17 protein-coding genes are annotated in these 20026 nt (G+C 68.0%); 7 read left to right on the plus strand and 10 right to left on the minus strand.

Features of this window, described 5'->3' with window-relative positions; all coding sequences use genetic code 11:
• Window positions 1-21 precede the first annotated feature (21 nt).
• From ACYQ7X_RS02595 to ACYQ7X_RS02605, 3 genes are read right to left on the minus strand one after another with little or no spacing between them, the layout of a single operon-like run.
• A complete protein-coding gene (locus tag ACYQ7X_RS02595) occupies window positions 22-1437 on the minus strand; it encodes an alginate O-acetyltransferase AlgX-related protein (protein WP_459695272.1) in 1416 nt (471 codons plus the stop codon).
• A gap of 5 nt (window positions 1438-1442) precedes the next feature.
• The gene (locus ACYQ7X_RS02600) at window positions 1443-1718 is read right to left on the minus strand and encodes an acyl carrier protein (RefSeq protein ID WP_459695273.1); all 276 of its coding nucleotides are present in this window, start codon (window positions 1716-1718) and stop codon (window positions 1443-1445) included.
• Window positions 1703-2572, minus strand: a complete 870-nt coding sequence (locus tag ACYQ7X_RS02605; protein ID WP_459695274.1) for a class-II aminoacyl-tRNA synthetase family protein — start codon at window positions 2570-2572, stop codon at window positions 1703-1705. The genes ACYQ7X_RS02600 and ACYQ7X_RS02605 overlap by 16 nt, the downstream gene beginning before the upstream one ends.
• Window positions 2573-2979: 407 nt before the next feature.
• Here ACYQ7X_RS02605 and ACYQ7X_RS02610 point away from each other — a divergent pair, with 407 nt between their 5' ends.
• Window positions 2980-3909: an NAD(P)-binding domain-containing protein gene (locus ACYQ7X_RS02610; protein ID WP_459695614.1), complete on the plus strand. Its 930-nt coding sequence runs from the start codon at window positions 2980-2982 to the stop codon at window positions 3907-3909.
• 21 nt (window positions 3910-3930) lie between these two features.
• On the opposite strand, the gene ACYQ7X_RS02615 is transcribed toward ACYQ7X_RS02610, so the two are convergent.
• Window positions 3931-4941 (minus strand): zinc-binding alcohol dehydrogenase family protein, encoded by a 1011-nt coding sequence (locus ACYQ7X_RS02615; RefSeq protein ID WP_459695275.1) that lies wholly within the window; start codon window positions 4939-4941, stop codon window positions 3931-3933.
• 31 nt (window positions 4942-4972) lie between these two features.
• Window positions 4973-5713 carry an SDR family oxidoreductase gene (locus ACYQ7X_RS02620; protein ID WP_459695276.1) on the minus strand — a complete coding sequence of 247 codons (741 nt, stop codon included), beginning with the start codon at window positions 5711-5713 and terminating at the stop codon, window positions 4973-4975.
• A gap of 275 nt (window positions 5714-5988) precedes the next feature.
• On the opposite strand from ACYQ7X_RS02620, the gene ACYQ7X_RS02625 reads away from it, so the two are divergent.
• Entirely contained in the window at window positions 5989-7560 is a 1572-nt protein-coding gene (locus ACYQ7X_RS02625) for a D-aminopeptidase (RefSeq protein ID WP_459695277.1), read from the plus strand.
• A gap of 15 nt (window positions 7561-7575) precedes the next feature.
• A complete protein-coding gene (locus ACYQ7X_RS02630; protein WP_459695278.1) occupies window positions 7576-8469 on the plus strand; it encodes a LysR substrate-binding domain-containing protein in 894 nt (297 codons plus the stop codon).
• Here the strand turns inward: ACYQ7X_RS02630 and ACYQ7X_RS02635 are convergent.
• The gene (locus tag ACYQ7X_RS02635; protein WP_459695279.1) at window positions 8456-9241 is read right to left on the minus strand and encodes an enoyl-CoA hydratase; all 786 of its coding nucleotides are present in this window, start codon (window positions 9239-9241) and stop codon (window positions 8456-8458) included. The genes ACYQ7X_RS02630 and ACYQ7X_RS02635 overlap by 14 nt on opposite strands.
• A gap of 175 nt (window positions 9242-9416) precedes the next feature.
• Here ACYQ7X_RS02635 and ACYQ7X_RS02640 point away from each other — a divergent pair, with 175 nt between their 5' ends.
• The 3 genes from ACYQ7X_RS02640 to folE all read left to right on the plus strand — a co-directional run bounded on the left by ACYQ7X_RS02640 (window position 9417) and on the right by folE (window position 13635).
• A complete protein-coding gene (locus tag ACYQ7X_RS02640; protein ID WP_459695280.1) occupies window positions 9417-11213 on the plus strand; it encodes an IlvD/Edd family dehydratase in 1797 nt (598 codons plus the stop codon).
• 184 nt (window positions 11214-11397) lie between these two features.
• Complete coding sequence (locus ACYQ7X_RS02645) at window positions 11398-12918, plus strand: glycosyltransferase family 39 protein (RefSeq protein ID WP_459695281.1); 1521 nt, start codon at window positions 11398-11400, stop codon at window positions 12916-12918.
• A gap of 87 nt (window positions 12919-13005) precedes the next feature.
• Window positions 13006-13635 (plus strand): GTP cyclohydrolase I FolE, encoded by a 630-nt coding sequence (gene folE, locus ACYQ7X_RS02650; RefSeq protein ID WP_459695282.1) that lies wholly within the window; start codon window positions 13006-13008, stop codon window positions 13633-13635.
• Between the two features lie 6 nt (window positions 13636-13641).
• On the opposite strand, the gene ACYQ7X_RS02655 is transcribed toward folE, so the two are convergent.
• Complete coding sequence (locus ACYQ7X_RS02655; protein WP_459695283.1) at window positions 13642-14496, minus strand: MOSC domain-containing protein; 855 nt, start codon at window positions 14494-14496, stop codon at window positions 13642-13644.
• A gap of 27 nt (window positions 14497-14523) precedes the next feature.
• The gene (locus ACYQ7X_RS02660; protein WP_459695284.1) at window positions 14524-16233 is read right to left on the minus strand and encodes a methyltransferase; all 1710 of its coding nucleotides are present in this window, start codon (window positions 16231-16233) and stop codon (window positions 14524-14526) included.
• A gap of 272 nt (window positions 16234-16505) precedes the next feature.
• On the opposite strand from ACYQ7X_RS02660, the gene ACYQ7X_RS02665 reads away from it, so the two are divergent.
• Complete coding sequence (locus ACYQ7X_RS02665; RefSeq protein WP_459695285.1) at window positions 16506-17984, plus strand: NADP-dependent isocitrate dehydrogenase; 1479 nt, start codon at window positions 16506-16508, stop codon at window positions 17982-17984.
• A gap of 46 nt (window positions 17985-18030) precedes the next feature.
• Here ACYQ7X_RS02665 and ACYQ7X_RS02670 read toward each other — a convergent pair whose 3' ends face one another.
• Both ACYQ7X_RS02670 and pgmG read right to left on the minus strand, forming a co-directional pair.
• Complete coding sequence (locus ACYQ7X_RS02670) at window positions 18031-18423, minus strand: gamma-glutamylcyclotransferase family protein (RefSeq protein ID WP_459695286.1); 393 nt, start codon at window positions 18421-18423, stop codon at window positions 18031-18033.
• A gap of 10 nt (window positions 18424-18433) precedes the next feature.
• Window positions 18434-19843 (minus strand): phosphoglucomutase/phosphomannomutase PgmG, encoded by a 1410-nt coding sequence (gene pgmG / locus ACYQ7X_RS02675; RefSeq protein ID WP_459695287.1) that lies wholly within the window; start codon window positions 19841-19843, stop codon window positions 18434-18436.
• Window positions 19844-20026 lie beyond the last annotated feature (183 nt).

Consider the following 20026-nt stretch of genomic DNA (forward strand, 5'->3'; position numbering starts at 1 on the left):
ATCACTGCGAAGGCTTCCGTATCAGTCCGACGGGCTCTCGATTGCCCAGATCGCTAGCCGCTGCACCGAGCAGGAGAGCATGCGATCATCGGCACTGGAACCGGCGGCACTGGGGGCGAAGGCGTCCGGATGCTCGAAGCCGAGGACGAGGTAGCGCCCCAGCGAGGCGGTGTGGATAAGGCCGGAAGCCTCGATGTCCCAGCTGAGGCTGCCACTTTCTTCCACCGCCACGCCGCCGAGGTGAAGCCGCTCGCCACGGATGATGCAGAAGAGATCGAGCCGCTGCCGCGATGCGTGCTCGGGGTGGAGATGCGGCGTCACCTGCAGCTCAATACGCAGATGGGTCTTGCCCTCGGGCAGCGTCAGGGGTGGGCAGACGATGTGGCTTTCCTGCCCGGTCATCCAGCAATGGCCCGGTTCCGGGTCGGCCCAGCCCTGCAACAGATAGCCCGCGCCTGATTCCGGCATCCCGAAATCGAGCAGCAGGAGCGGCCATTCCGTGCGCTTGGGCAGCGGCGTCGGGCAGACATCTTCGAAGTCGATGATATCGGTATCGACCGGCACATAGGCGAGGCCGGGCTCGGTGCTGTTGCCGAGGCGGCTTTCGGAAAGGACGTGTACGACAAGATCCGGCTGCTCCCGCCGGATGAGATCGTGGAACATCCGGTCATTATCGTGCAGAAAGATCAGCCGGGAGAAATGCGGCACCAGGAAGTGCCAGAGCGAGAAGAGATTGGAATCGCCCAGGAAGATGGCGGTGGGGAGATCCGGCCGGGCATGCTGGAAAACCTCCACCCGGCCGCGGCCGGGCCCGCTGTCGAACACGCGAGCGGCGCCGCCCATCTCGGGCACCAGCCAGAGCTGCGCTTCCTCGCTCGGCTCGGAATCGAGCTGCATGCCGAGATTACCGGTATAATCATAGGTGCTGACGCTATAAGCGTCCGCGGCGAGCGGGCGGAGCGGCAGCGCCCCCTGAACATGAGCGAAGAGCGTGCGATAGCAGAGATAGGCGCCGCGCGGGTTGATGTGCTCATCGGTCTGGAAGAACACATCGCCGCCCTCTCTGCCTTCGCGGAGCACGGCTTCCGGATAGAGCAGGCAGAGCGGGGCGAAATCCCCCATTGCGCGGCTGAGGCGCATGATCGCCCGATCGGGCGAGACCTCGTAGCCTGGCGGCAGCCGGTCCCCATAGATCACATGGCGTTCCGGGACCACCAGCGTCGCATAGACGATGTCCCTCTGCTGGCACCAGGCGTAGCGGGTTTCGAAGAGGCTCTGCCAGCGCGCGAGCTGCCGGTCGGACGGGAGGGTGCCGCCGCAAATCTGCTCGAACGCGTTCTCGCTCCGATGGAAGAGGAACCCCTCCGCGCCCACCGCAACCCCCGGAGCCTCCTCGGCGATCGCCTCAGGCGCGGCTGCGTGCGCGGCTTGCGACATCGCCGTCAATTAAGCGCCGCGATGCTCGCGACGAGCGCGCCAACGGAGGTCGCCGCAAGGCCGATTTCCAGCGGGATCTTGCGGCCGAGCCGCCGTTCGAGCCCGATCATGACCGTCACCATGGCAAGCGAATCCCAGCGGCCGACCTCTGCGGGGGTGAGGCTTTCGGTAATTCGCGCCGGAGGCAGGCCGAGCGCCTTGCTCATAACCGCCTGCACGGTGGCGAAAATCGCGGCGTGGCGGTCGCTCTCGGGCGACGCGTCGTTCACGAGGCTGGCCATAGCACGTCCTTCACCTTCACGGGCCACCCGGCGCGGTCGGCACCGTGAGCGGCAATGAGAGCGAGCACGACCCGCTCGATACCGAAACCGACGCAGGCCGTATGCGCGACCGCGCCATCCGCCTGGCGGATATCCCAGGTTCCGGCGAAATGCGTCTCATGATAGTTGAAGCTCATGCAGGCATTCGGCTTATCGCGCGAGGTGATCGGCAGCAGCATTTCGAATTTCAGGCTGCGCTCGCGCTGATGGGCGGTCAGCGGGGTCGCCTCACCGCCGAAAAAAGGATCGTTCGCGGCGTCGAGCCGCCCGTCCAAGCCAAGCTGCTCGGTCATGCGGCTCGCCTGCTTCATCCAGTCGTCGCGAAACCCCTGCGCGCCCTCGGCGCTGCCGAGATAGATGAATTCCCGCATGCGGAAGGCCCGCCGGCGCGCCGGATCGCGCGAAGGTTCATGCCGGAAGCACCAGGAATGGACCGAGATCACCCGGCCCCCAGCCGGTAGCGGCCCCTGCTGTGCCACGGCCGGATAGACCGGATAGCAGGCGGCCGGTGTCAGCGCGAGACCGGTGCTCCCCAGGAAGCTGTCGATTGGCTCGTCGCAGAGCAGGTTGTAGAGCAGGGATTGATGATCCTCCGCCGAGCCCGCGAAGCTGTGGATGCAGCCGGCGAGATGCGGGAAGCCCACAAAATAGTTGTTCCGCTTGAGGAGCGAAAGCTCGATCACAGGCGGGAAGCGAAGATGCGCCGTCTCTGCCGAGAAATTGCAGCCGAGGATGAAACGATCGAGCGCATCGTCAAGCTCTGTCGTGAAGGCGTTGGCGCGGAGGTCCGTCGGCGGTTCAAGTTTATCGAGCAACCAGCCCTACTCCTCTCGCATGCGAGGCGCCTTCGGCGTACTCGGCGCGCAAATATGCAGCTTTATTTCAGCGAAGCCCGGCGACCATGACAAGACAGACCGGTGCAAGCTGCCGCTATCTCTTCTGTAGCCTTGTTATCCTGTGGCAGACAACATCCCTTGTCTGTAAATTCTTCGCCAAGATGCAAGGTCTAAGTCGGGAGCCTAATCAGCATTTGGAGGTAGTTCCAGGCAGGCGACAGAGACTTGTGCTGGCCCAATCATCGCGCCCATTGAGCAATAGGTAATTTGGTCGCTGTCTATTCGATATTTGCGAGGGGCGCGCTTCCGCCGCAAAGGCAGCTTTTTTGTTTTTTGCTTGTCTGTTTGGCGCAAGGCTTGCTGGCCGGCTTGCGACCTTGACCAACATGGCCCGCGCCCGCTCTTGTCATCCCCTGGGCCGCATGGCTCAGGGCGGCGGCGTGGGCAGAGACGAAGGCGCGAGCCTCGAGCGAGTGCGCCGCAGAGGCCGCAACGCAGGATGGAGTGGGTTTAAAATGGCGAAGCTCGGTTTCCTCGGCACCGGCACCCTGGCGGAAGCGGTAATCCGCGGCTTGCAGCGAAGCGGCGCGGCCAGCGCGCACGAGATTTTCCTCTCGCCGCGCTCCGAGGCGCGCTCCCGCGCGCTCGCGGCCGAATTTGGCAATGTCACCCGGCTCGACAGTAATGAGGAAGTTATCAAGCACGCCGAGATCCTCTGCCTCGGCCTGCTGCCCAAACAAGTTGCCGATCTGAAAGGATTACCCTTTCGGGCGGAGCAGACTGTGGTGAGCTTCCTCGCCGGAGTGCCGTTAAGCTTAATCGGCTCCGCTGTGCATCCAGCGCAAGATGTAGTCCGCATGCTCCCGTTGCCTTGTATCGAAATCGGCAGCGGCGCCATCCTCATGCTCCCCGGCAACCAGCTGGCGCAAACTATTTTTGGGTCGGTTGGTGATATCGTGGTGCCGGCCGATGAGGCCGAGATGGAAATTCTCGGCGCCGCCACGGGCCTGATGTCCGCCTATTTCGCGCAGCAGAACCGGGCCATCGGCTGGATGGAGGAGCGCGGGGTCGCGCGGCCCACCGCGGCCCGCTATGTCCGCGCGCTGTATGCCGGCCTCTCCGATCTCGGGCGGCACATGGATCAGCGCGGCGACCCGCTGCCGCCGGAGGAGTATGAGACGCAGGGCGGCATCAACCAGGCGGCGCGCCAGTTTTTGCAAGCCGAGGGCTGGTTCGAGACTTTCGCGCGTGGGATGGACCGTATCGTAACGCATCGCGCGACGCTGATGCGGCCGAAGCCCGAGGCCGAAGGCTGATCCCTTCGGCGGCGGCCAGCTTCAGACCTCCAGCAAGGCCTTGATCACCCCGGCTTCGGGCCGGGCCCAGCCGGGAATAGCGGCCGGCCCTTCGGCCAGCGGCGCGCGATGCGAGGCAAGCGCCGCGAGCGGCACCGCGCCCGCCCGCATCGCTGCCATCACAGCGTGGAAATCCTCCGCCGTCGCGTTGCGGCTGGCGAGCAGCGTCGTCTCCCGCTTATGGAATTCGGGGTCGGGGAAGGCGATATCGGCCTGCACGATGCTGAGCAGGACGTACCGCCCACCATGGCCGACATAGCCGAGCCCGCCATTCATCGAGGGGGCGTGCCCGGTTGCATCCACCACCACGTCGAAGAAATCGCCCCCCGTCAGCCGCGCGAGGGTCTCGGCCGTCTCGGGTGCGGCGACGAGCGTGCGTGTCACGCCGAGATGCGCCTCGGCGAAAGCCAGCCGATCCGCCCGCAGGTCGATCATCGTGACCTCGGCGCCACGCAGATGGGCGAAGAGCGCGGCGGCAATGCCGATCGGCCCGCCGCCCACCACCAGCACGCGGTCTTCCGCCGCTACCTGCGCGCGGCGGATGCCATGGGCGCCGATCGCGAGGAATTCCACCATTGCCGCCGCGTCGAGCGAAAGCCCCTCGGCGGGGAAGAGATTGCCCACCGGCACCGCCAGATACTCCGCCATGCCGCCGTCCTGATGCACACCGAGCACGCTGATCCGCTGGCAGCAATTGGTCAGCCCGCGGCGGCAGGCGCGGCAGCTGCCGCAGCTGAGATAAGGCATCACCACCGCTGCCTGGCCGGGGGTAAGCCCCGATCCGGCCGGCGCGGAGACGATCTCGCCCGACAGTTCATGGCCGATGATGCGCGGATAGGCGAAATAGGGCTGCCGGCCGGCGAGGATATGATAGTCGGTGCCGCAGAGGCCGACACGGCGGATCCGCAGCAGCGCCTCGCCGGGCCCCGCCGCGGGCTCCGGCCGCTCGATCAGCCGCAGCGCGCCCGGCGCCTCGCAAAGAATGGCTTTCATCGCACGCGCTCCCGCTTCTTATTGCGTCGGTTCAGACGGACCAGCCGCCGTCGATCACCTGGGCGGTGCCGGTGGTGTAGCTGCTCTCGTCCGAGGCGAGGTAGAGGGCCAGGGCCGCGATCTCCTCCGCCGTCCCGAGCCGACCCATCGGCTGGCGTCCGACGAAGCTGGCCCGCGCCTCCGCCTCGCTGATGCCGTTCGTCGCGGCGAGCGCGCGGATACGCTCGTCGAGCGAAGGAGATTGCACGGTGCCCGGGCAGATGCAGTTGCAGCGGATGCCGCGCGTCACGTAATCGGCGGCGACCGATTTGGTCAGGCCAATCACCGCGGCTTTAGAGGCGCCATAGGCGGCACGATTGGGCACGCCCTTCAAGGAGGAGGCGATCGAGGCCATGTTGACGATCGAGCCTCGCCCCTGTTCCAGCATGCCGGGCAGGAAGGCGCGAATGGTGCGATACATCGCGGTAACGTTGAGATCGAAGGAGAAGGCCCAGGCCTTTTCGTCGCAATCGAGCAGGCTGCCATTCTGGACGGTGCCGGCGCAGTTGAACAGGATATCGACGGTTCCGGTCTCGCGTGCTGCGTTCATCACCGCTTCGGTGGACAGAACATCGAGAACGCGGGTCGTGCATCCCGAGAGCGTTGCCAGAGCATCGGCATTGACATCGGTCGCGATGACGGTTGCCCCTTCGCGGGCGAAAAGCTCTGCCGTGGCGCGGCCGATGCCCTGGCCCGCCGCGGTGATGAAGGCCCGTTTGCCGCTCAGTCGCATCTTTCCCCCCTCAAGATCTCTCGCCCCGCCGCGCCTGCCGCGGCAATCCACCTCAACGGGTGTGGCCTGACCTGTTGCCCCGTTCTAGGAGTATCGCCCGATCCTGCCAAGCATGCGCCGGCGCCGGGGCGCGAAGCACGGGCGCGGCCCGGAGACGAGCCTAGCGCGAGCCCGCGGCTGGCGGGAGCCCGCTTCCCAAGCGGCGCCGCACGGGTGCAGTGTTCGCCGATCGCGCCGAGCCATCCGCCACCCGCCAGCTGCCCCCGGAGACCCGCATGCCGAACCCTGATCTCGACAGGCTCATCGCCGATCTGCCGCGCCGCTATCCCGGGCCGGGCGGGGCGATCGCGGTGCTCCGGGAAGGGACCGTCCTCGCCCGCCACGCCTGGGGGTTTGCCGATACCGCCCGGCGCATTCCCTTCACCCCGGCGACGATGAGCCTCATCTGCTCCATCTCCAAGCAGTTCACCTGCGCCCTGCTGCTCGATCTCTTTGCCGATCCGGCGGAGCTGCAACCCGATCTCGATCGCCGCCTGCCGCTTCTCCAGGGGGAAAAGCCCGGCATTCGCGATCTTATGCACAATCAGTCGGGGCTGCGGGATTACTGGGCGGTCGCGATGCTGCATGGCGCGCCGGTCGAAGGGCGGTTCACCGATGCCGATGCCGAGCGTATCGTCAGCAGGACGTCGAGCCTGCATTTCGCGCCCGGCACGCGCTATTCCTACTGCAACCAGAATTTCCGCCTGCTGTCGGAGCTGATCGAGGGGCGGACGGGCGAGCGCTTCGGCGATCTGCTGCGCCGCCGCCTCTTCGATCGGGTGGGCATGCCGCAGGCGGCGCTGAACGCGGATACCGCGGCGGTGCCGGGCGGCACCTTGGGCTACGAGGGCAGCCTCGCCGCGGGCTTCCGCCCGGCCGTCAACCGCATCGTCTGGACCGGCGATGCCGGTATCGCCGCCTCGCTTGAGGATATGATCGCCTGGGAGCGCTGGATCGACGCGACGCGGGACGATCCGGCCGCGCTCTACAGCCGGCTCGCCGCGCCCGTGACCTTTCGGGGCGGTGCGCCCGCGGCCTATGGCTTCGGCCTCGCCCGGGCAAGCTTTCACGGCCATGCCGCCACCTGCCACGAGGGCGGCTTGCGCGGCTTCCGCAGCTTTCGCGTCTATCTGCCCAAGGCGCGTCTCTCCGTCGTCACCCTCTTCAACCACATGGCCAATCCGCGCGGCCCGGCCGAGGATATCCTGGCCCTGCTGCTGGGGGGCGAGCCACGGCCGGAGCCGGCGACGGGGGCCGATCCGGCGGCCTTCGCCGGCCGTTATATCGAGCCGGAGAGCGGCCTCGCGGTCGAGATCGCGCCCGAGGGCGAGGGCAAGCTTCGCCTCGGCTATGGTCATGGGCCGGATCGGCTGGCGCCCGCCGCAGAGGGTGGCTATCGCTCGGCCGCCGGCACCCGGCTGATGGCGGGGCCGGACGGCCTCACCCTCGAGAAACCCCAGGAAAATCTGCGCAGCCTGCTGCAACCGGTGGCGGCGGCGCCCGCGGCAGGCGGAGCGGTGGCGGACATAGAGGGGCTCTATCGCTCGGACGAGTTGGGGGCGGAGCTTCGCTGCATGATGGCAGGCGGCGTGCTGCACGCGGCCTTTCAGGGCTTCCTCGGCCAGGGGGAGATGCAGCCGCTGCTGCCCTTCGCCCAGGATATCTGGCTCATCCCCTGCCCCCGCGCGCTCGACTACAGCGCGCCCGGGGATTGGACGTTCCGGATCCGCCGCGATGCCGCCGGCCGGGTGGTCGGCGCCACCTTGGGCTGCTGGCTCGCCCGCGGCCTCGCCTACGCCCGCGTCTGAGCGGGATAGCGGCCGGTGCGCCCTGCCCTTACGCTCGACCAGCTGCGCATCTTCGCCGCCGTCGCGGAACGCGAGCATATGACGCGCGCGGCTGAAGCGCTCGGCCTCGCTCAATCGGCGGTCAGCGCCGCCATCGCCGCGCTCGAGACGCAATACGGCACCAAGCTCTTCCATCGCGTCGGCCGCGGCATCGCGCTGACCGAGGCGGGGCGCGTCTTTCTCGGCGAGGCGCAGGCCGTGCTCGGGCGGGCAGCGGCGGCGGAGCAGGTGCTCTTCGATCTCGGCGCGCTCCGCCGCGGCGTCCTCAGCCTGCAGGCGAGCCAGACGATCGCGAGCTATTGGCTGCCGCGCCACCTCGCCGCTTTTCGCCGCGCGCATCCCGGCGTCGAGATCCGTCTCACCATCGGCAATACCGCCCAGGTGGCGGCGGCGGTGCGCGACGGCGCGGCGGAACTCGGCTTCATCGAAGGCGCGATCGAGGATGAGGCGCTGGTCTCCGAGCCGGTCGCGCGGGATCAACTCGTCGTCGTCGTCGCGCCCGATCACCCCTGGGCGGGGATCGCCCCCTTCGCGCCGGCCCGGCTGATGACGGGAGACTGGGTGCTGCGGGAGCCGGGCTCTGGCACGCGATCGGTGTTCGAGGCGGCGCTGATCGGCTTCGGGCTCGATCCGAGGGCGCTGCCCATCCTGCTCGAACTACCCTCCAACGAGGCGGTGCGTGGCGCGGTGGAGGCGGGGCTCGGGGCGACGGCGCTTTCCGCCTCCGTCGCCGCGCCGAGCATCGAGGCCGGCCTCCTGCAGGCGGTGGATCTGCGCCTGCCGGACCGGCCCTTCTCCCTGCTCTGCCGCAATGAGCGCTATCGCAGCCGGGCGGCGGAGGCGCTCATCGCCCTCATCACCGGCCGGTGAAGCGCGCTTTGCGCTTCTCGACGAAGGCCGCCATGCCTTCCTTCTGATCTTCGGTGCCGAAGGCCGCGTGGAAGATCCGCCGCTCCTGCCGAATCCCTTGTGCGAGCGGCGTCTCATAAGCCGTGTTGACCAATTCCTTGGCGAGTGCCGTGGTCAGCGGCGAAAGCGCGGCGAGCTTGGCGGCAACCGCGCGGGCCTCCTCCATCAGCTTGTCGGCGGGGACGACGCGGCTGACGAGCCCGGCGCGCTCCGCCTCGGCCGCATCCATCATCCGCCCGGTGAGGATCATCTCCATGGCTTTCGCCTTGCCGATGGCGCGCGGCAGGCGCTGGGTGCCGCCCGCCCCGGGCGGAATGCCGAGGGTGATCTCCGGCTGGCCGAAGCGGGCGGTGTCGGCGGCAAGGATGATGTCGCACATCATCGCCAGCTCGCAGCCGCCGCCCAGCGCATAGCCGGCGACGGCGGCGATGACGGGCGTGCGGCAGCGGGCGACCGCCTCCCAGTTGCGGGTGATGAAATCCTCGGTCGTCGCCTCGGCGAAGGTCTTTCCCGCCATTTCCTTGATATCCGCGCCGGCGGCGAAAGCCTTCTCCGATCCGGTGAGGATGATGGCGCGCACGGCGGGGTCCGCGTCGAGCGCCGGGATCACCGCGCTCATCTCGTCCATCATCTGGCCGTTGAGCGCGTTGAGCGCCTGCGGCCGGTTGAGGCGGATGATGGCGTAGCCTTCTTCGCGCTCCAAGATCAGGCAGGTCAGGGTTTCGGCATCCATGGGCTGATCCTTCTCGGGCTGTGATCCTCGAAGACCTTCTACCATGCCCGCTTCGGTTGACACGCCCGGCCAGGGAGAGGCAGCCTCGCCCCGCCGGCGAAGATCGGATAAATGGCGCAAAGCCATGCGGCACAGCCCGAGCCGGCACGCCAGGGCGAGATGAGGACGAGAGTGGATGACGAGCGATAACGACGAGAACGGCGCCAAGCGTCTGCGCAGCCGCCGCTGGTTCGACAACCCTGCCGATCCGGGCATGACCGCGCTCTACCTCGAACGCTACATGAATTTCGGCCTCACCCGGGCCGAGCTGCAATCCGGCCGCCCGATCATCGGCATCGCCCAGACCGGCTCGGATCTTTCGCCCTGCAATCGCCACCACATCGATCTCGCGCACCGCGTGCGCGACGGCATCCGCGAAATGGGCGGCGTGCCGCTCGAATTTCCTTGCCACCCCATTCAGGAAACCGGCAAGCGGCCGACCGCGGCGCTTGACCGCAACCTCGCCTATCTCTCCCTCGTCGAGGTGCTGCACGGCTATCCGCTGGACGGCGTGGTGCTGACGGCAGGCTGCGACAAGACGACGCCGGCGCTGCTGATGGGGGCTGCGACCGTCAATATTCCGGCGATCGTGCTGTCCGGCGGCCCGATGCTTGACGGGTGGTTCAAGGGCAAGCTCGCAGGCTCGGGCACCGTCGTCTGGCATGCGCGCAAGCTCTATGCCGAGGGCGAGATCGCCTACGAGGAATTCATGGAGATGGTCTCGGCTTCCGCCCCCTCCATCGGTCATTGCAACACCATGGGCACGGCGAGTTCGATGAACGGCCTGGCCGAGGCGCTCGGCATGTCGCTGCCGGGCTGTGCCGCGATCCCCGCTCCCTATCGTGAGCGTGGGCAGATCGCCTATCTGACGGGGCGGCGGATCGTCGAGATGGTGCATGAAAACCTCCGCCCGTCGGACATCATGACCAAGGCCGCCTTCGAGAATGCGGTGGTCGCCGCCGCGGCGCTCGGCGCCTCCTCCAACTGCCCGATCCATATGGTCGCGATCGCGCGGCACATGGGTGTCGAGCATAATCTCGAAGATTGGCAGCGCCTGGGCCCGGAGATCCCCCTGCTCGTCGATATGCAGCCGGCCGGCCGCTTCCTCGGCGAAAGCTTTCACCGCGCGGGCGGCGTGCCGGCGGTGATGAAGGAGCTGTTGAAGGCCGGCAAGATCGACGGTTCGGTGATGACCGTCACCGGCCGCACGCTCGCCGAGAACCTCGCCGCCGTGCCGGACGGGGACCGCGAGGTCATCCGCGCCTATGAGAGCCCGCTCAAGGAAAACGCCGGCTACGTGGTGCTGACCGGCAATATCTTCGAGAGCGCGGTGATGAAGACGAGCGTGATCGATGCCGAATTCCGCAGCCGCTTCCTGAGCGACCCCGCGCATCCCAACGTCTTCATCGGCCGCGCCGTCATCTTCGAGGGGCCGGAGGATTACCATGCGCGGATCGAGGAACCCGATCTCGGAGTGACCGAGGATAGCGTGCTCATCATCCGCAATGTCGGGCCGGTGGGCTATCCGGGAAGCGCGGAAGTGGTGAACATGCAGCCGCCAGCGGTGTTGCTCAAGCGCGGTGTCAACGCCTTGCCGACGATGGGCGACGGGCGGCAGTCCGGCACCTCGGGCAGCCCCTCGATCCTCAATATCTCGCCAGAAGCGGCGGTCGGCGGCAATCTGGCGCTGTTGCGGACCGGCGATGGCATCCGCATCGACCTCAATGAGCGGCGGGTGGACGTGCTGATCTCGGACGAGGAGCTGGCCGCGCGCCGCGCCGCCTATACGCCGCCGAAGCTTGAGAACAAGACGCCCTGGGAGGAGATCTACCGCTCCATGGTGGGGCAGATGGGCACGGGCGCCTGCCTGGAGCCGGCGACCCAGTACCTCAACGTGCTCGAACTGCGTGGCGAGTCGCGCAACAACCACTGATCGGCCGAGGCCCTGATGCCGCGCGTCTGCGGGCCAGGCCCGCGCGGGCGGCGGCGGGGGCCGGATGCGCGGCGGCACCTCCCTCTCTATTGTCGATGGGGCGGGCTGGTATAAGCCTGCGACCGTCATCGTGAGCTAGGCTCGCCTTGGCTCTCGCGCCTTTCGCAAAGGGCCCCCGCGCGCCGTGTCTCCTCTCTTCTGGCTCATCATCGCGACCACGCTGGCCCGCCTCGTCATGGCTTGGGCCTTGGGCCTCGGCATCGACGAGACCTATATGGTCGCGGCGAGCCACCACCTCGCCCTCTCCTATTTCGACCATCCGCCGATCTCCTGGTGGCTGACGCATGCGGCGATGGCGCTGACCGGCTCGGATGCGCCGGTCGTCGTGCGGCTGCCCTTCATCCTGCTCTTCGCGCTCACCACCTGGATGATGGCGCGGGTGACGGCGGCACTCTTCCAGAGTGAGCGCGCGGGCTTCTGGGCGGCGCTCATCCTCAATCTCTCGCCGGTCTATGGCGTGACGACGGGCGGCTGGGTCTTGCCGGACGGGCCCCTCGATTGCGCGCTGATGGGCTTCCTGTGGTTCTCGCTGCGGGCGGTCGGGCTGTTGCCGAGCCGCCGCCCCTCGGCTGACTGGTTCCTCGCCGGGCTCTGCGCCGGGCTCGCCATGCTGTCCAAATACAATGGCGCGCTGGTGCTGCTCGGCCTGCCGATTTATCTCGCGACGAGCCGCGACGGCAGGCGCTGGCTCGCCCGCCCCGAGCCCTGGCTCGCCGGCCTGCTCTCCCTCCTGGTCTTCCTGCCGGTCATTCTCTGGAATGCCGAGCACCACTGGGCCTCCTTCGCCTTCCAGGGGGATCGCGCGGGGGGCCTGCGCTTCCAGCCCTGGCAGCCCTTCGTGGTATGGGCGGGAGAGGCGCTTTTCGTGCTGCCCTGGATCTGGGTGCCGCTGATCCTGCTCTGGCTGCGCGCGCTGCGCCGTGGCCCGGCCGAGCCCATCGGCTGGCTGCTCGCCCTGCTGGCGGCAACGCCGATCCTGCTCTTCGCCCTGGTCTCCATCTGGTCCTCGCGCCATATCCTCTATCACTGGTCCGCGCCCGGAACGCTGATGCTCTTCCCCCTGCTCGGCGCGGAAGTGGCGCGGCGGCTTTCAGCCCAGAGCGCGGCACCCGCTGGGGCCCGGCGGCTGCGGCGGGCCATCCATGCCACCATCGCCTTCGTGCTGCTGGGCCTTGTGCTCGCGGGCAGCGAAATGCGCCTCAACTGGCTGACCGCGCTCTTCGGCCCGCATCTCTTCAAGCATGGCTCCGATATCGCGGGCGGGGTGGATTGGACGGGGCTTGAGCCGAGCCTCGCCGCGCGCGGCCTCCTGCAACGTCCCGGCCTCGTGGTGGCGGTGGCAGGGTGGAGCGAGGCCGGCAAGGTCGCCTACGCGCTCCACGGCCGCTATCCGGTGGTGGTGCTGGCAGCCGATAGCCGGGAATTCGGCATTATCGCGCCGGCCAACCGGTTCATCGGCCACCCGATGCTCATCCTGGTGCGCGGCGGCCCGGAGCCGGCCCTTCTCGCGCGCTTCGCCCCGCTTTTCACGCACATCACGCCGGAACCCCCGATCGCGCTGCGCTTCGCGGGCTATCCGCTGCTGACCCTCTCGGTTTTCAGCGCGCAAGGCTTCAAGGGATTGCCCGTTGCGCAACAGCATTGATCACGGCGCACATCCGCCGCGCTTCGCCGAACGTTATCGAGCACGCAAGCGGGACGTGCCCGTCCCGGGTGAAAGATGGAGATTGCCTTGAATTCCCCGAAGATCTGCCACCCGACCAGTCCAGACCGCCCGAGCCGCGAAGAGGCCGAGGAAGCGGTGCGCGTGCTGCTCCGCTGGGCGGGGGACGACCCGGCGCGGGAGGGGCTGCTCGATACGCCCGGCCGCGTCACCCGCGCCTATGAGGAATATTTCGCGGGTTATACGATCGATCCGGTAGCGCTGCTCAATCGGACCTTCGCCGAAACGGAAGGCTACGACGAGATCGTGCTGCTGCGCGACATCCGCTTCGAAAGCGTCTGCGAACACCACATGGCGCCGATCATCGGCCGCGCTCATGTTGCCTATCTGCCGCGGCATCGCGTCGTCGGCATCAGCAAGCTCGCCCGCGTGGTCGATGCCTATGCGCGGCGGTTGCAGATCCAGGAGAAGATGACGGCGCAGATCGCCAATACGCTGGATGAGGTGCTGCAGCCGCTTGGCGTTGCGGTGATCATCGAGGCGACGCATCAATGCATGACGACGCGCGGCGTCCATCGCCCCGGCACCAGCCTGGTGACGAGCCGGATGCTCGGCGTCTTCCGCACCGATCCGGCGACGCGCAAGGAATTGCTGGACATGCTGCAGCGCCCCGGTATCGGCGCCGCCGCTGAAGGCTGAGGCGCTTCAGCCCTGAGCTGCGGACGGGAGCAGCACGACGCTACTCCCGCCCTCTTCGAGGATTTCGACTTCATCGCCCGCGGCAATTTCCCCCGGACCGTCGGGGATGAGGTTCTGGCCGAAGATGACGCCCTCCTTGGTGCGGCGGACGCGCCCCAGCGTGCGGAGCGGCTCAGACTTATCGGGCCGCGCGCCGCTTTCCTGATCGACGGTCGTGATCGCGCAGCGGGCACAGGGCTTGGCCACGCGGAACGTGACGGCGCCGACGCGGATGCGCCGCCAGCGATCTTCCTCCCAGGCTGTCCCCCCCTCGATGACGAGGTTGGGGCGGAAGCGGGTCATCGGCACGGGCGCCGGCAGGATGGCGTTGAGCGCCGCGAGCGAGGCATCGAGGGTGAGAAGCAGCGGAAAGCCATCGGCGAGGGCGACGCGATCCTCCGCCGTGCCGAAGGCGCTATCCACCGGCCGGGCGCCGATATCATCGAGATAGACCAGCCGGCAGGGCTGGCCGAGGGCGGTGGAAATCCAGGCCGCCGCAGCCTCCCCGGCATCGAGGGCGGGGATCGCGTCGCTCCAGACCGTCACCACCCGGCAGGGGGCGCTCTGCGCATCGGGGAAACGGAGCGTCATGCCATCTCGCCCCGGGGCGGCGAGGGTGAGGCCGGTGGCCGAAGGCTCGGCCCGGATCCGCGCCATCCTCGGCAGTTCGCGCTGGGAGAGAAAGCGCCCGGCGGGGGAGACCACCATCCAGCGTCTATCGTCGGTCAGCCCCCAGGGCTCGACGCGCGCCGCTTCCCGCCGCAGGCCGCCGAGCGACTTGACGGGGTAGATGCTGATCTCGCGGAGGATGAGGCCGGCCATCGGCTGGGTCCCTTTCGATGGCGCGCCTCAGGGCGCGAGTTCGGGCACGCGGCGGTAGAGCGCTTCCGTCAGTTCCGCGCGGCGGTCGAGCAGGCTGCGATACCAGCGGATGCGCTCCGCCACGCCATAGGCGACCATGCGCTCCTGCGCGACCATCTGGCGGGCCGCATTGCCGATCTCCACCCCGAGGGCGGGATTGGTCACGAGCCGGATCAGCTTCTCGTAGAGATCGGCTTCGCTGCGGAAGATGAGCCCGGTCACCCCATCTTCGATCGACTGCTCGTAAACCGTCGGGCTCGCGAGGGCGACGGCGCGGGCGGCGGCCGCCTCGATGAATTTGAGGTCGGACTTGGCGCGGTTGAAGGGGGTGTCGCGCAGCGGCATGAAGCTGATCTCGGCCTGGGCGAGGAGGCCGAGATAGGTTTGATGGTCGCAAAGTGGGGTGAAGCTCTTATGCGGCGTGTCGAGCGCCTCGAAGAAGGCGTCGTCATGCACGACCTGGAAGCGCAGCCGCCCACCGAGCACGGAGGCGGCGGCGTTGATCGCCGGCATAAAGGGCTCCCAGTCGGCGGTGCGGTTGATGGCACCGAAGAAGAAGGTGAGCTGCTCGGGTGTCGCGAAATTGGCGGGCGGCTGCAACTCGGCGATGCCGTTGCGGAACACCGCGACCTCGGGGTTCTGGGCACGCAGGGTTTCGGCCAGCACGTCGGTCGAGGTTTGCACGGCATGGGCGGCGCGGAAATTCATCAGCGTCTCGTCCTGCAGTTCCGGCATGAAGTTCGGGAAATCGTCGAATTCGGTGACGACGAGGAAGCCCCGCTGCAGCAGTAGGCGGAAATACTGGATGCCTTCCTGGCCGAGGAGCAGCGGGCGGTGCAGCACGCAGATGGCGGGTTGGTGCTCGCTCGGGGTCGGGAAGCTCGCGATGTCGCCGATCTGCACGCTCACGGAGGGGTCCGTCATCACGGCGCGCATCGGGTAGATCACCCGCACATCGCTCACCGCGCCGAAGGGCTTGAGCATGGTCGAGCGGATGGCGATGGGCGTCGCCGGGGTGCGCCGCGCGCGCCAGACGAACTGCATCGGCGCGCAGCGGGCGAGGTAGTGCTCGCGCGAGACGCCGAGCGCGTCGAGCGCCGGTTTCAGGAGATCGGCCGCCGCCTCCGCCTGCGGGCGGTCGAAGACGCGGGGGGTCACGTCGCAGATGGCGAGGCCGGTCTCCGCCAGCGCCTTCTCCATGGTGCCGAGGGTGAACCAGCGCAGATGCGTCCGGTCCAGCACGCCCTGTTCCTCATAGTCGAAGCTGCCGCTCATGAGCCGCAGCGCGACCGACCAATAGGCGATATTGGGCACGCAGATGAGCATGACGCCGCGCGGGCTGAGACGCTGCGCATGCTCGCGCATCACCCGCCAGGGATCGCGCAGATGCTCCAGCACATCGCCGTAGATGATGCAGTCATAGCCACCGGGAACTTCGAAGGGCAGCGGATCGCGCTCGATATCGAGGCAGGCGACCTCGTGCAGCCGCTCCGCCGCCACACGGACCGCATCGAGGTTGTTGTCCACCCCATAGACGCGGGCGCGGGGATTGAGGTTGCGATAGGCAGCCCCCAGCATGCCCTTGTGGCAGCCGACATCGAGGACGTGATCGGCGTCCAGCGGAATGCGGAAGAGAAGGTCGGGGTTGAGGAGGTCGGGGTAGTCGCTGGCCGGGGCCTGGCTAGTGGAGTCGCCCAAAACAAGTCTCCCATGAAGGGGGCCCGGCCCCCGCTACCAAGACGAAACAAGCCGGCCGCCATGCTGCGGTGCATGATAAACCTGCATAGGTGAATCGGCGCCTTCCTCCTTTGCAGCAAGCGGCCGGCGCGCGCAAATTCCAGCCGCTTCGCGACAGAGCCGCTTCCGCCCCGCCCCGGCGCCGCCGGAACGCTCTACCCGATTGTTTTGACGAGCATCTTCATCCGGTTACGGCAGGTGCCAGCCGGATGCCGCTCTAGGCGAGGAATGCCATGGCCGCGCAGATTTCCCCCGACATCTCCGTGAACCCCGCAGCCCCGATCCCGGTGACGGTGATCCCGGGGGATGGCATCGGGCCGGAGGTCGTGCGCGCGGTGCAGCGCATCCTGGCTGCAGCCGGTGCGCGCATCGCCTGGGAGGAGGCGGAGGCCGGGGCTGCGGTCTTCAAGCGCGGCATCGCCTCCGGCGCCCCGCAGGAGACGCTCGATTCCATCGCCCGCACCGGCGTCGTGCTTAAGGGCCCGCTGGAAACGCCGGTCGGCTACGGCGAGAAATCCGCCAACGTCACGCTTCGCAAATTCTTCGAGCTTTACGGCAATATCCGCCCTGTGCGGGAACTGCCGGGGATCCGCACCCCCTTCTCGGGGCGGGCGATCGACATGGTGATCGTGCGCGAGAATGTGGAGGATCTCTATACCGGCATCGAGCATATGGAGACGGCGGGCGCCGCCCAGTGCCTCAAGCTCATTACCGAGGTCGGGTCCGAACGCATCCTGCGGCTCACCGCCGCCCTTGCGCGGGCCGAGGGGCGGCGGCGCGTGACCTGCGCCACCAAGGCGAATATCATGAAGTTCACCGAAGGCATGATGAAGCGCGTTTTCGAGCGCATCATGCCGGAGTATCCGGACCTCGAACCCGCCCACATGATCATCGACAATTGCGCCCACCAGATGGTGATCGCGCCCGAGCAGTTCGATGTCGTCGTGGCGAGCAACATGAACGGCGACATCATCAGCGACCTTGCGGCCGGGCTGGTCGGCGGCCTCGGCGTCGCGCCCTCTTCCAATATCGGCGATCATGCGGCGATGTTCGAGGCGGTCCATGGCTCCGCCCCGCAGATCGCCGGGAAGGATCTCGCCAACCCGACGGCGCTTTTGCTCTCCGCCGTCATGCTGCTCCGCCATGTCGGGGATTTCGCCGCGGCGGAACAGGTGGAGCAGGCGCTTCTGGTGACGCTCGATGAAGGCCGCAACCTCACCGGCGATATCGCGCCGCGTGGCCAGGGCGTCGGCACCACCGCCTTCACCGATCAGGTGATCGCTAATCTCGGTCGGACGAGCCGCTTCCCCTCCCGCGCCTACCGGCCGCTGACGCTGCCTGCCTGGCCGGATGCGGTCTGGCACCATCCCGCGCGGGAGCGGCTGCTCACCGGCCTCGATGTCTTTATCGAAAGCGGCTCGGCGCCGGGCGAGCTGGCCGCCAGCTTGCAGGCCGCGGCCGCCGGCTCGGCTTTCGCGCTCAAGATGATCGAGAACCGCGGCGTACAGGTCTGGCCGGCGCTGAGCGGCAGGCCCTTCCTCGTCGATCTCTACCGCTGCCGCTTCATGCTGGCCGAGCCGCGCGAGGCGGCCGAGCCGGAGATCGCGGCTCTTGTCGCGGCGATCGGTGCGCGCCATCACTGGATGCATCTCGAGAAGCTTCAGCGCTTCGACGGCCGCGACGGCTATACCAAGGCCCAGGGCGAGGGCTGAGTGCGGGCGCTGCCCGGCCCGGTCAGCCTAGCCGTCTCAGCTGGCTCTAAGCATGGCGCGTGGTCGTCCGTTCCAGCCTGACGCGGCGCGGATCCTCGGGCTCGGCGAAGGCGCGGCGGGTGAGCGCATGAGCGACCCAGACGCCCACCATGCGCGGACGGCCATCCACCACCGCGCGCAGCCGGGTGAAGCGGTAGGCGGTGCCTTCATAGGCGATCAGCCGCATGCGCGCCTGGGCTGAGACGCGCGTGACGCAGCCTTCCACCCGGCGCCCGGGGTGCCGGGCGAGGGAGGCGTAGCGGCCGTTCCAGGCGCCGATGTGCACGCGGGTGAAGCCCGGCAGCGCCGCCGGGCGCAGGCTTCGGCCCAACCCCGGCTCGCCCGCGATCTGGCCGAGGAGGGCCGGATCGCGCAGCGAACCGTAGAGGAAGATCAGCACCCGCCCCGCATCAATGGCCGGAGGCGGCGGCGTCGAAATCGGGCGCGGCGATGCCCGAGGCTTCCAGCTGCGCCACGAGATCGGCCTTCAGCCGCTCCAGCCCTTCGGCCGATTTCGCCTCGGCGCGCGCGACCAGCACGGATTGCGTGTTGGAGGCGCGCAGCAGCCACCAGCCGTCGGCGGTTTTGACGCGCACGCCGTCGATCTCCGAAACCTCGGCCCCGCTTTCCTTCAGCCGTGCCGCAACCTCGGTGATGACGGCGAATTTCCGCACATCATCGCATTCGAAGCGGAGTTCCGGCGTGTTGATCACGCGCGGCAGCGCATCATGCATCTCGGCCAGGCTGAGCGGCGAGCGGGCGGCGATGCCGATCAGCCGCACGGCGGCGTAGAGCGCGTCGTCGAAGCCGTACCACTTATGGGCGAAGAAGACATGGCCGGACATTTCGGCGGCGAGCGGGGAGCCGGTCTCCGCCATCTTGGCCTTGATCAGGCTATGGCCGGTCTTCCACATCAGCGGCTGGCCACCGGCGGCGGCGATCTCGTCGAACAGCACCTGGCTTGCCTTGACGTCGGAGATGATGATCGAGCCCGGCAGGGCGCGCAGCACGTCCCGCGCCAGGACCACGAGGAGCTGATCGCCGAAGAAGATATTGCCGCGGCCATCCACCGCGCCGATACGGTCGGCATCGCCATCGAAGGCGATACCGAGATCGGCGCCCGAGCCCTTCACGGCGGCGATCAGGGCTTCGAGGTTCTTCGGCACCGTGGGATCGGGGTGATGGTTCGGGAAGTGCCCGTCGATATCGCCGAACAGGATGGTGTGCTCACCCGGGATGTGGTGGACGAGCTTCCGCAGAACCTCGCCCGCCGCGCCGTTGCCGTTATCCCAGACGATCTTGAGCTTCTGGTCTCCGCCATCCCAATCCCGCGCCAGGCGGGCGACGTAATCGTCGGAGAGATCGACCGTCTCTTCATGGCCCGCGCCTTCGGCGACCACATCGCCCGCGGCGGCGAGCCGGCCGAGTTCCTGGATATCCTTGCCGAAGAAGGGCTTCTTGCCGACCATCATCTTGAAGCCGTTGTAGTCGGGCGGGTTGTGGCTGCCCGTCACCATCACCGCGCCATCGGTGCCGCGGGTGAAGGCTGCGAAGTAGAGCATCGGCGTCGGGCCGAGGCCGACCCGCAGCACATTGATGCCGGAGGCTTTCAGCCCATCGACGAGCGCGCGCTCCAGTTGCGGGGAATGGGTGCGCCCGTCATAGCCGACCGCGACGATCGAGCCGCCCTGGCGGGCGATGATGCTGCCGAAGGTGCGGCCGATCGCGAAGCCATCCGCCGGGCCCAGGGTTTTGCCGACGATCCCGCGGATATCATATTCGCGCAGCGAGGTCGGGTTGAACTGGTACGAGAATGCCATCGGTCCTCCTTGGGGTCGCTTTGATTGCGCGTGACGGGGTCGCGGCCCTCATCTGAACCGCGAAGCCGGGCGGCAGCAATAGGCGGGGCGATGAAAGTACCGGCCGCGCGGTGCGAGCAGCGGGGCCGGAGCGTGGGCGCGCAGCCGGCGGGCGCCCTCCTCGGGGGAAGGCGCCCCCCGCCG

This window comes from Acidisoma sp. C75, from assembly GCF_054665095.1.

Bases quoted from the DNA above. Each gene is read 5' to 3' on its own strand.
- ACYQ7X_RS02595 (WP_459695272.1), bottom strand. From the start codon at position 1,437: ATGTCGCAAGCCGCGCACGCAGCCGCGCCTGAGGCGATCGCCGAGGAG.
- ACYQ7X_RS02600 (WP_459695273.1), bottom strand. From the start codon at position 1,718: ATGGCCAGCCTCGTGAACGACGCGTCGCCCGAGAGCGACCGCCACGCC.
- ACYQ7X_RS02610 (WP_459695614.1), top strand. From the start codon at position 2,980: ATGGCCCGCGCCCGCTCTTGTCATCCCCTGGGCCGCATGGCTCAGGGC.
- ACYQ7X_RS02615 (WP_459695275.1), bottom strand. From the start codon at position 4,941: ATGAAAGCCATTCTTTGCGAGGCGCCGGGCGCGCTGCGGCTGATCGAG.
- ACYQ7X_RS02620 (WP_459695276.1), bottom strand. From the start codon at position 5,713: ATGCGACTGAGCGGCAAACGGGCCTTCATCACCGCGGCGGGCCAGGGC.
- ACYQ7X_RS02625 (WP_459695277.1), top strand. From the start codon at position 5,989: ATGCCGAACCCTGATCTCGACAGGCTCATCGCCGATCTGCCGCGCCGC.
- ACYQ7X_RS02635 (WP_459695279.1), bottom strand. From the start codon at position 9,241: ATGGATGCCGAAACCCTGACCTGCCTGATCTTGGAGCGCGAAGAAGGC.
- ACYQ7X_RS02640 (WP_459695280.1), top strand. From the start codon at position 9,417: ATGACGAGCGATAACGACGAGAACGGCGCCAAGCGTCTGCGCAGCCGC.
- ACYQ7X_RS02655 (WP_459695283.1), bottom strand. From the start codon at position 14,496: ATGGCCGGCCTCATCCTCCGCGAGATCAGCATCTACCCCGTCAAGTCG.
- ACYQ7X_RS02665 (WP_459695285.1), top strand. From the start codon at position 16,506: ATGGCCGCGCAGATTTCCCCCGACATCTCCGTGAACCCCGCAGCCCCG.
- pgmG (WP_459695287.1), bottom strand. From the start codon at position 19,843: ATGGCATTCTCGTACCAGTTCAACCCGACCTCGCTGCGCGAATATGAT.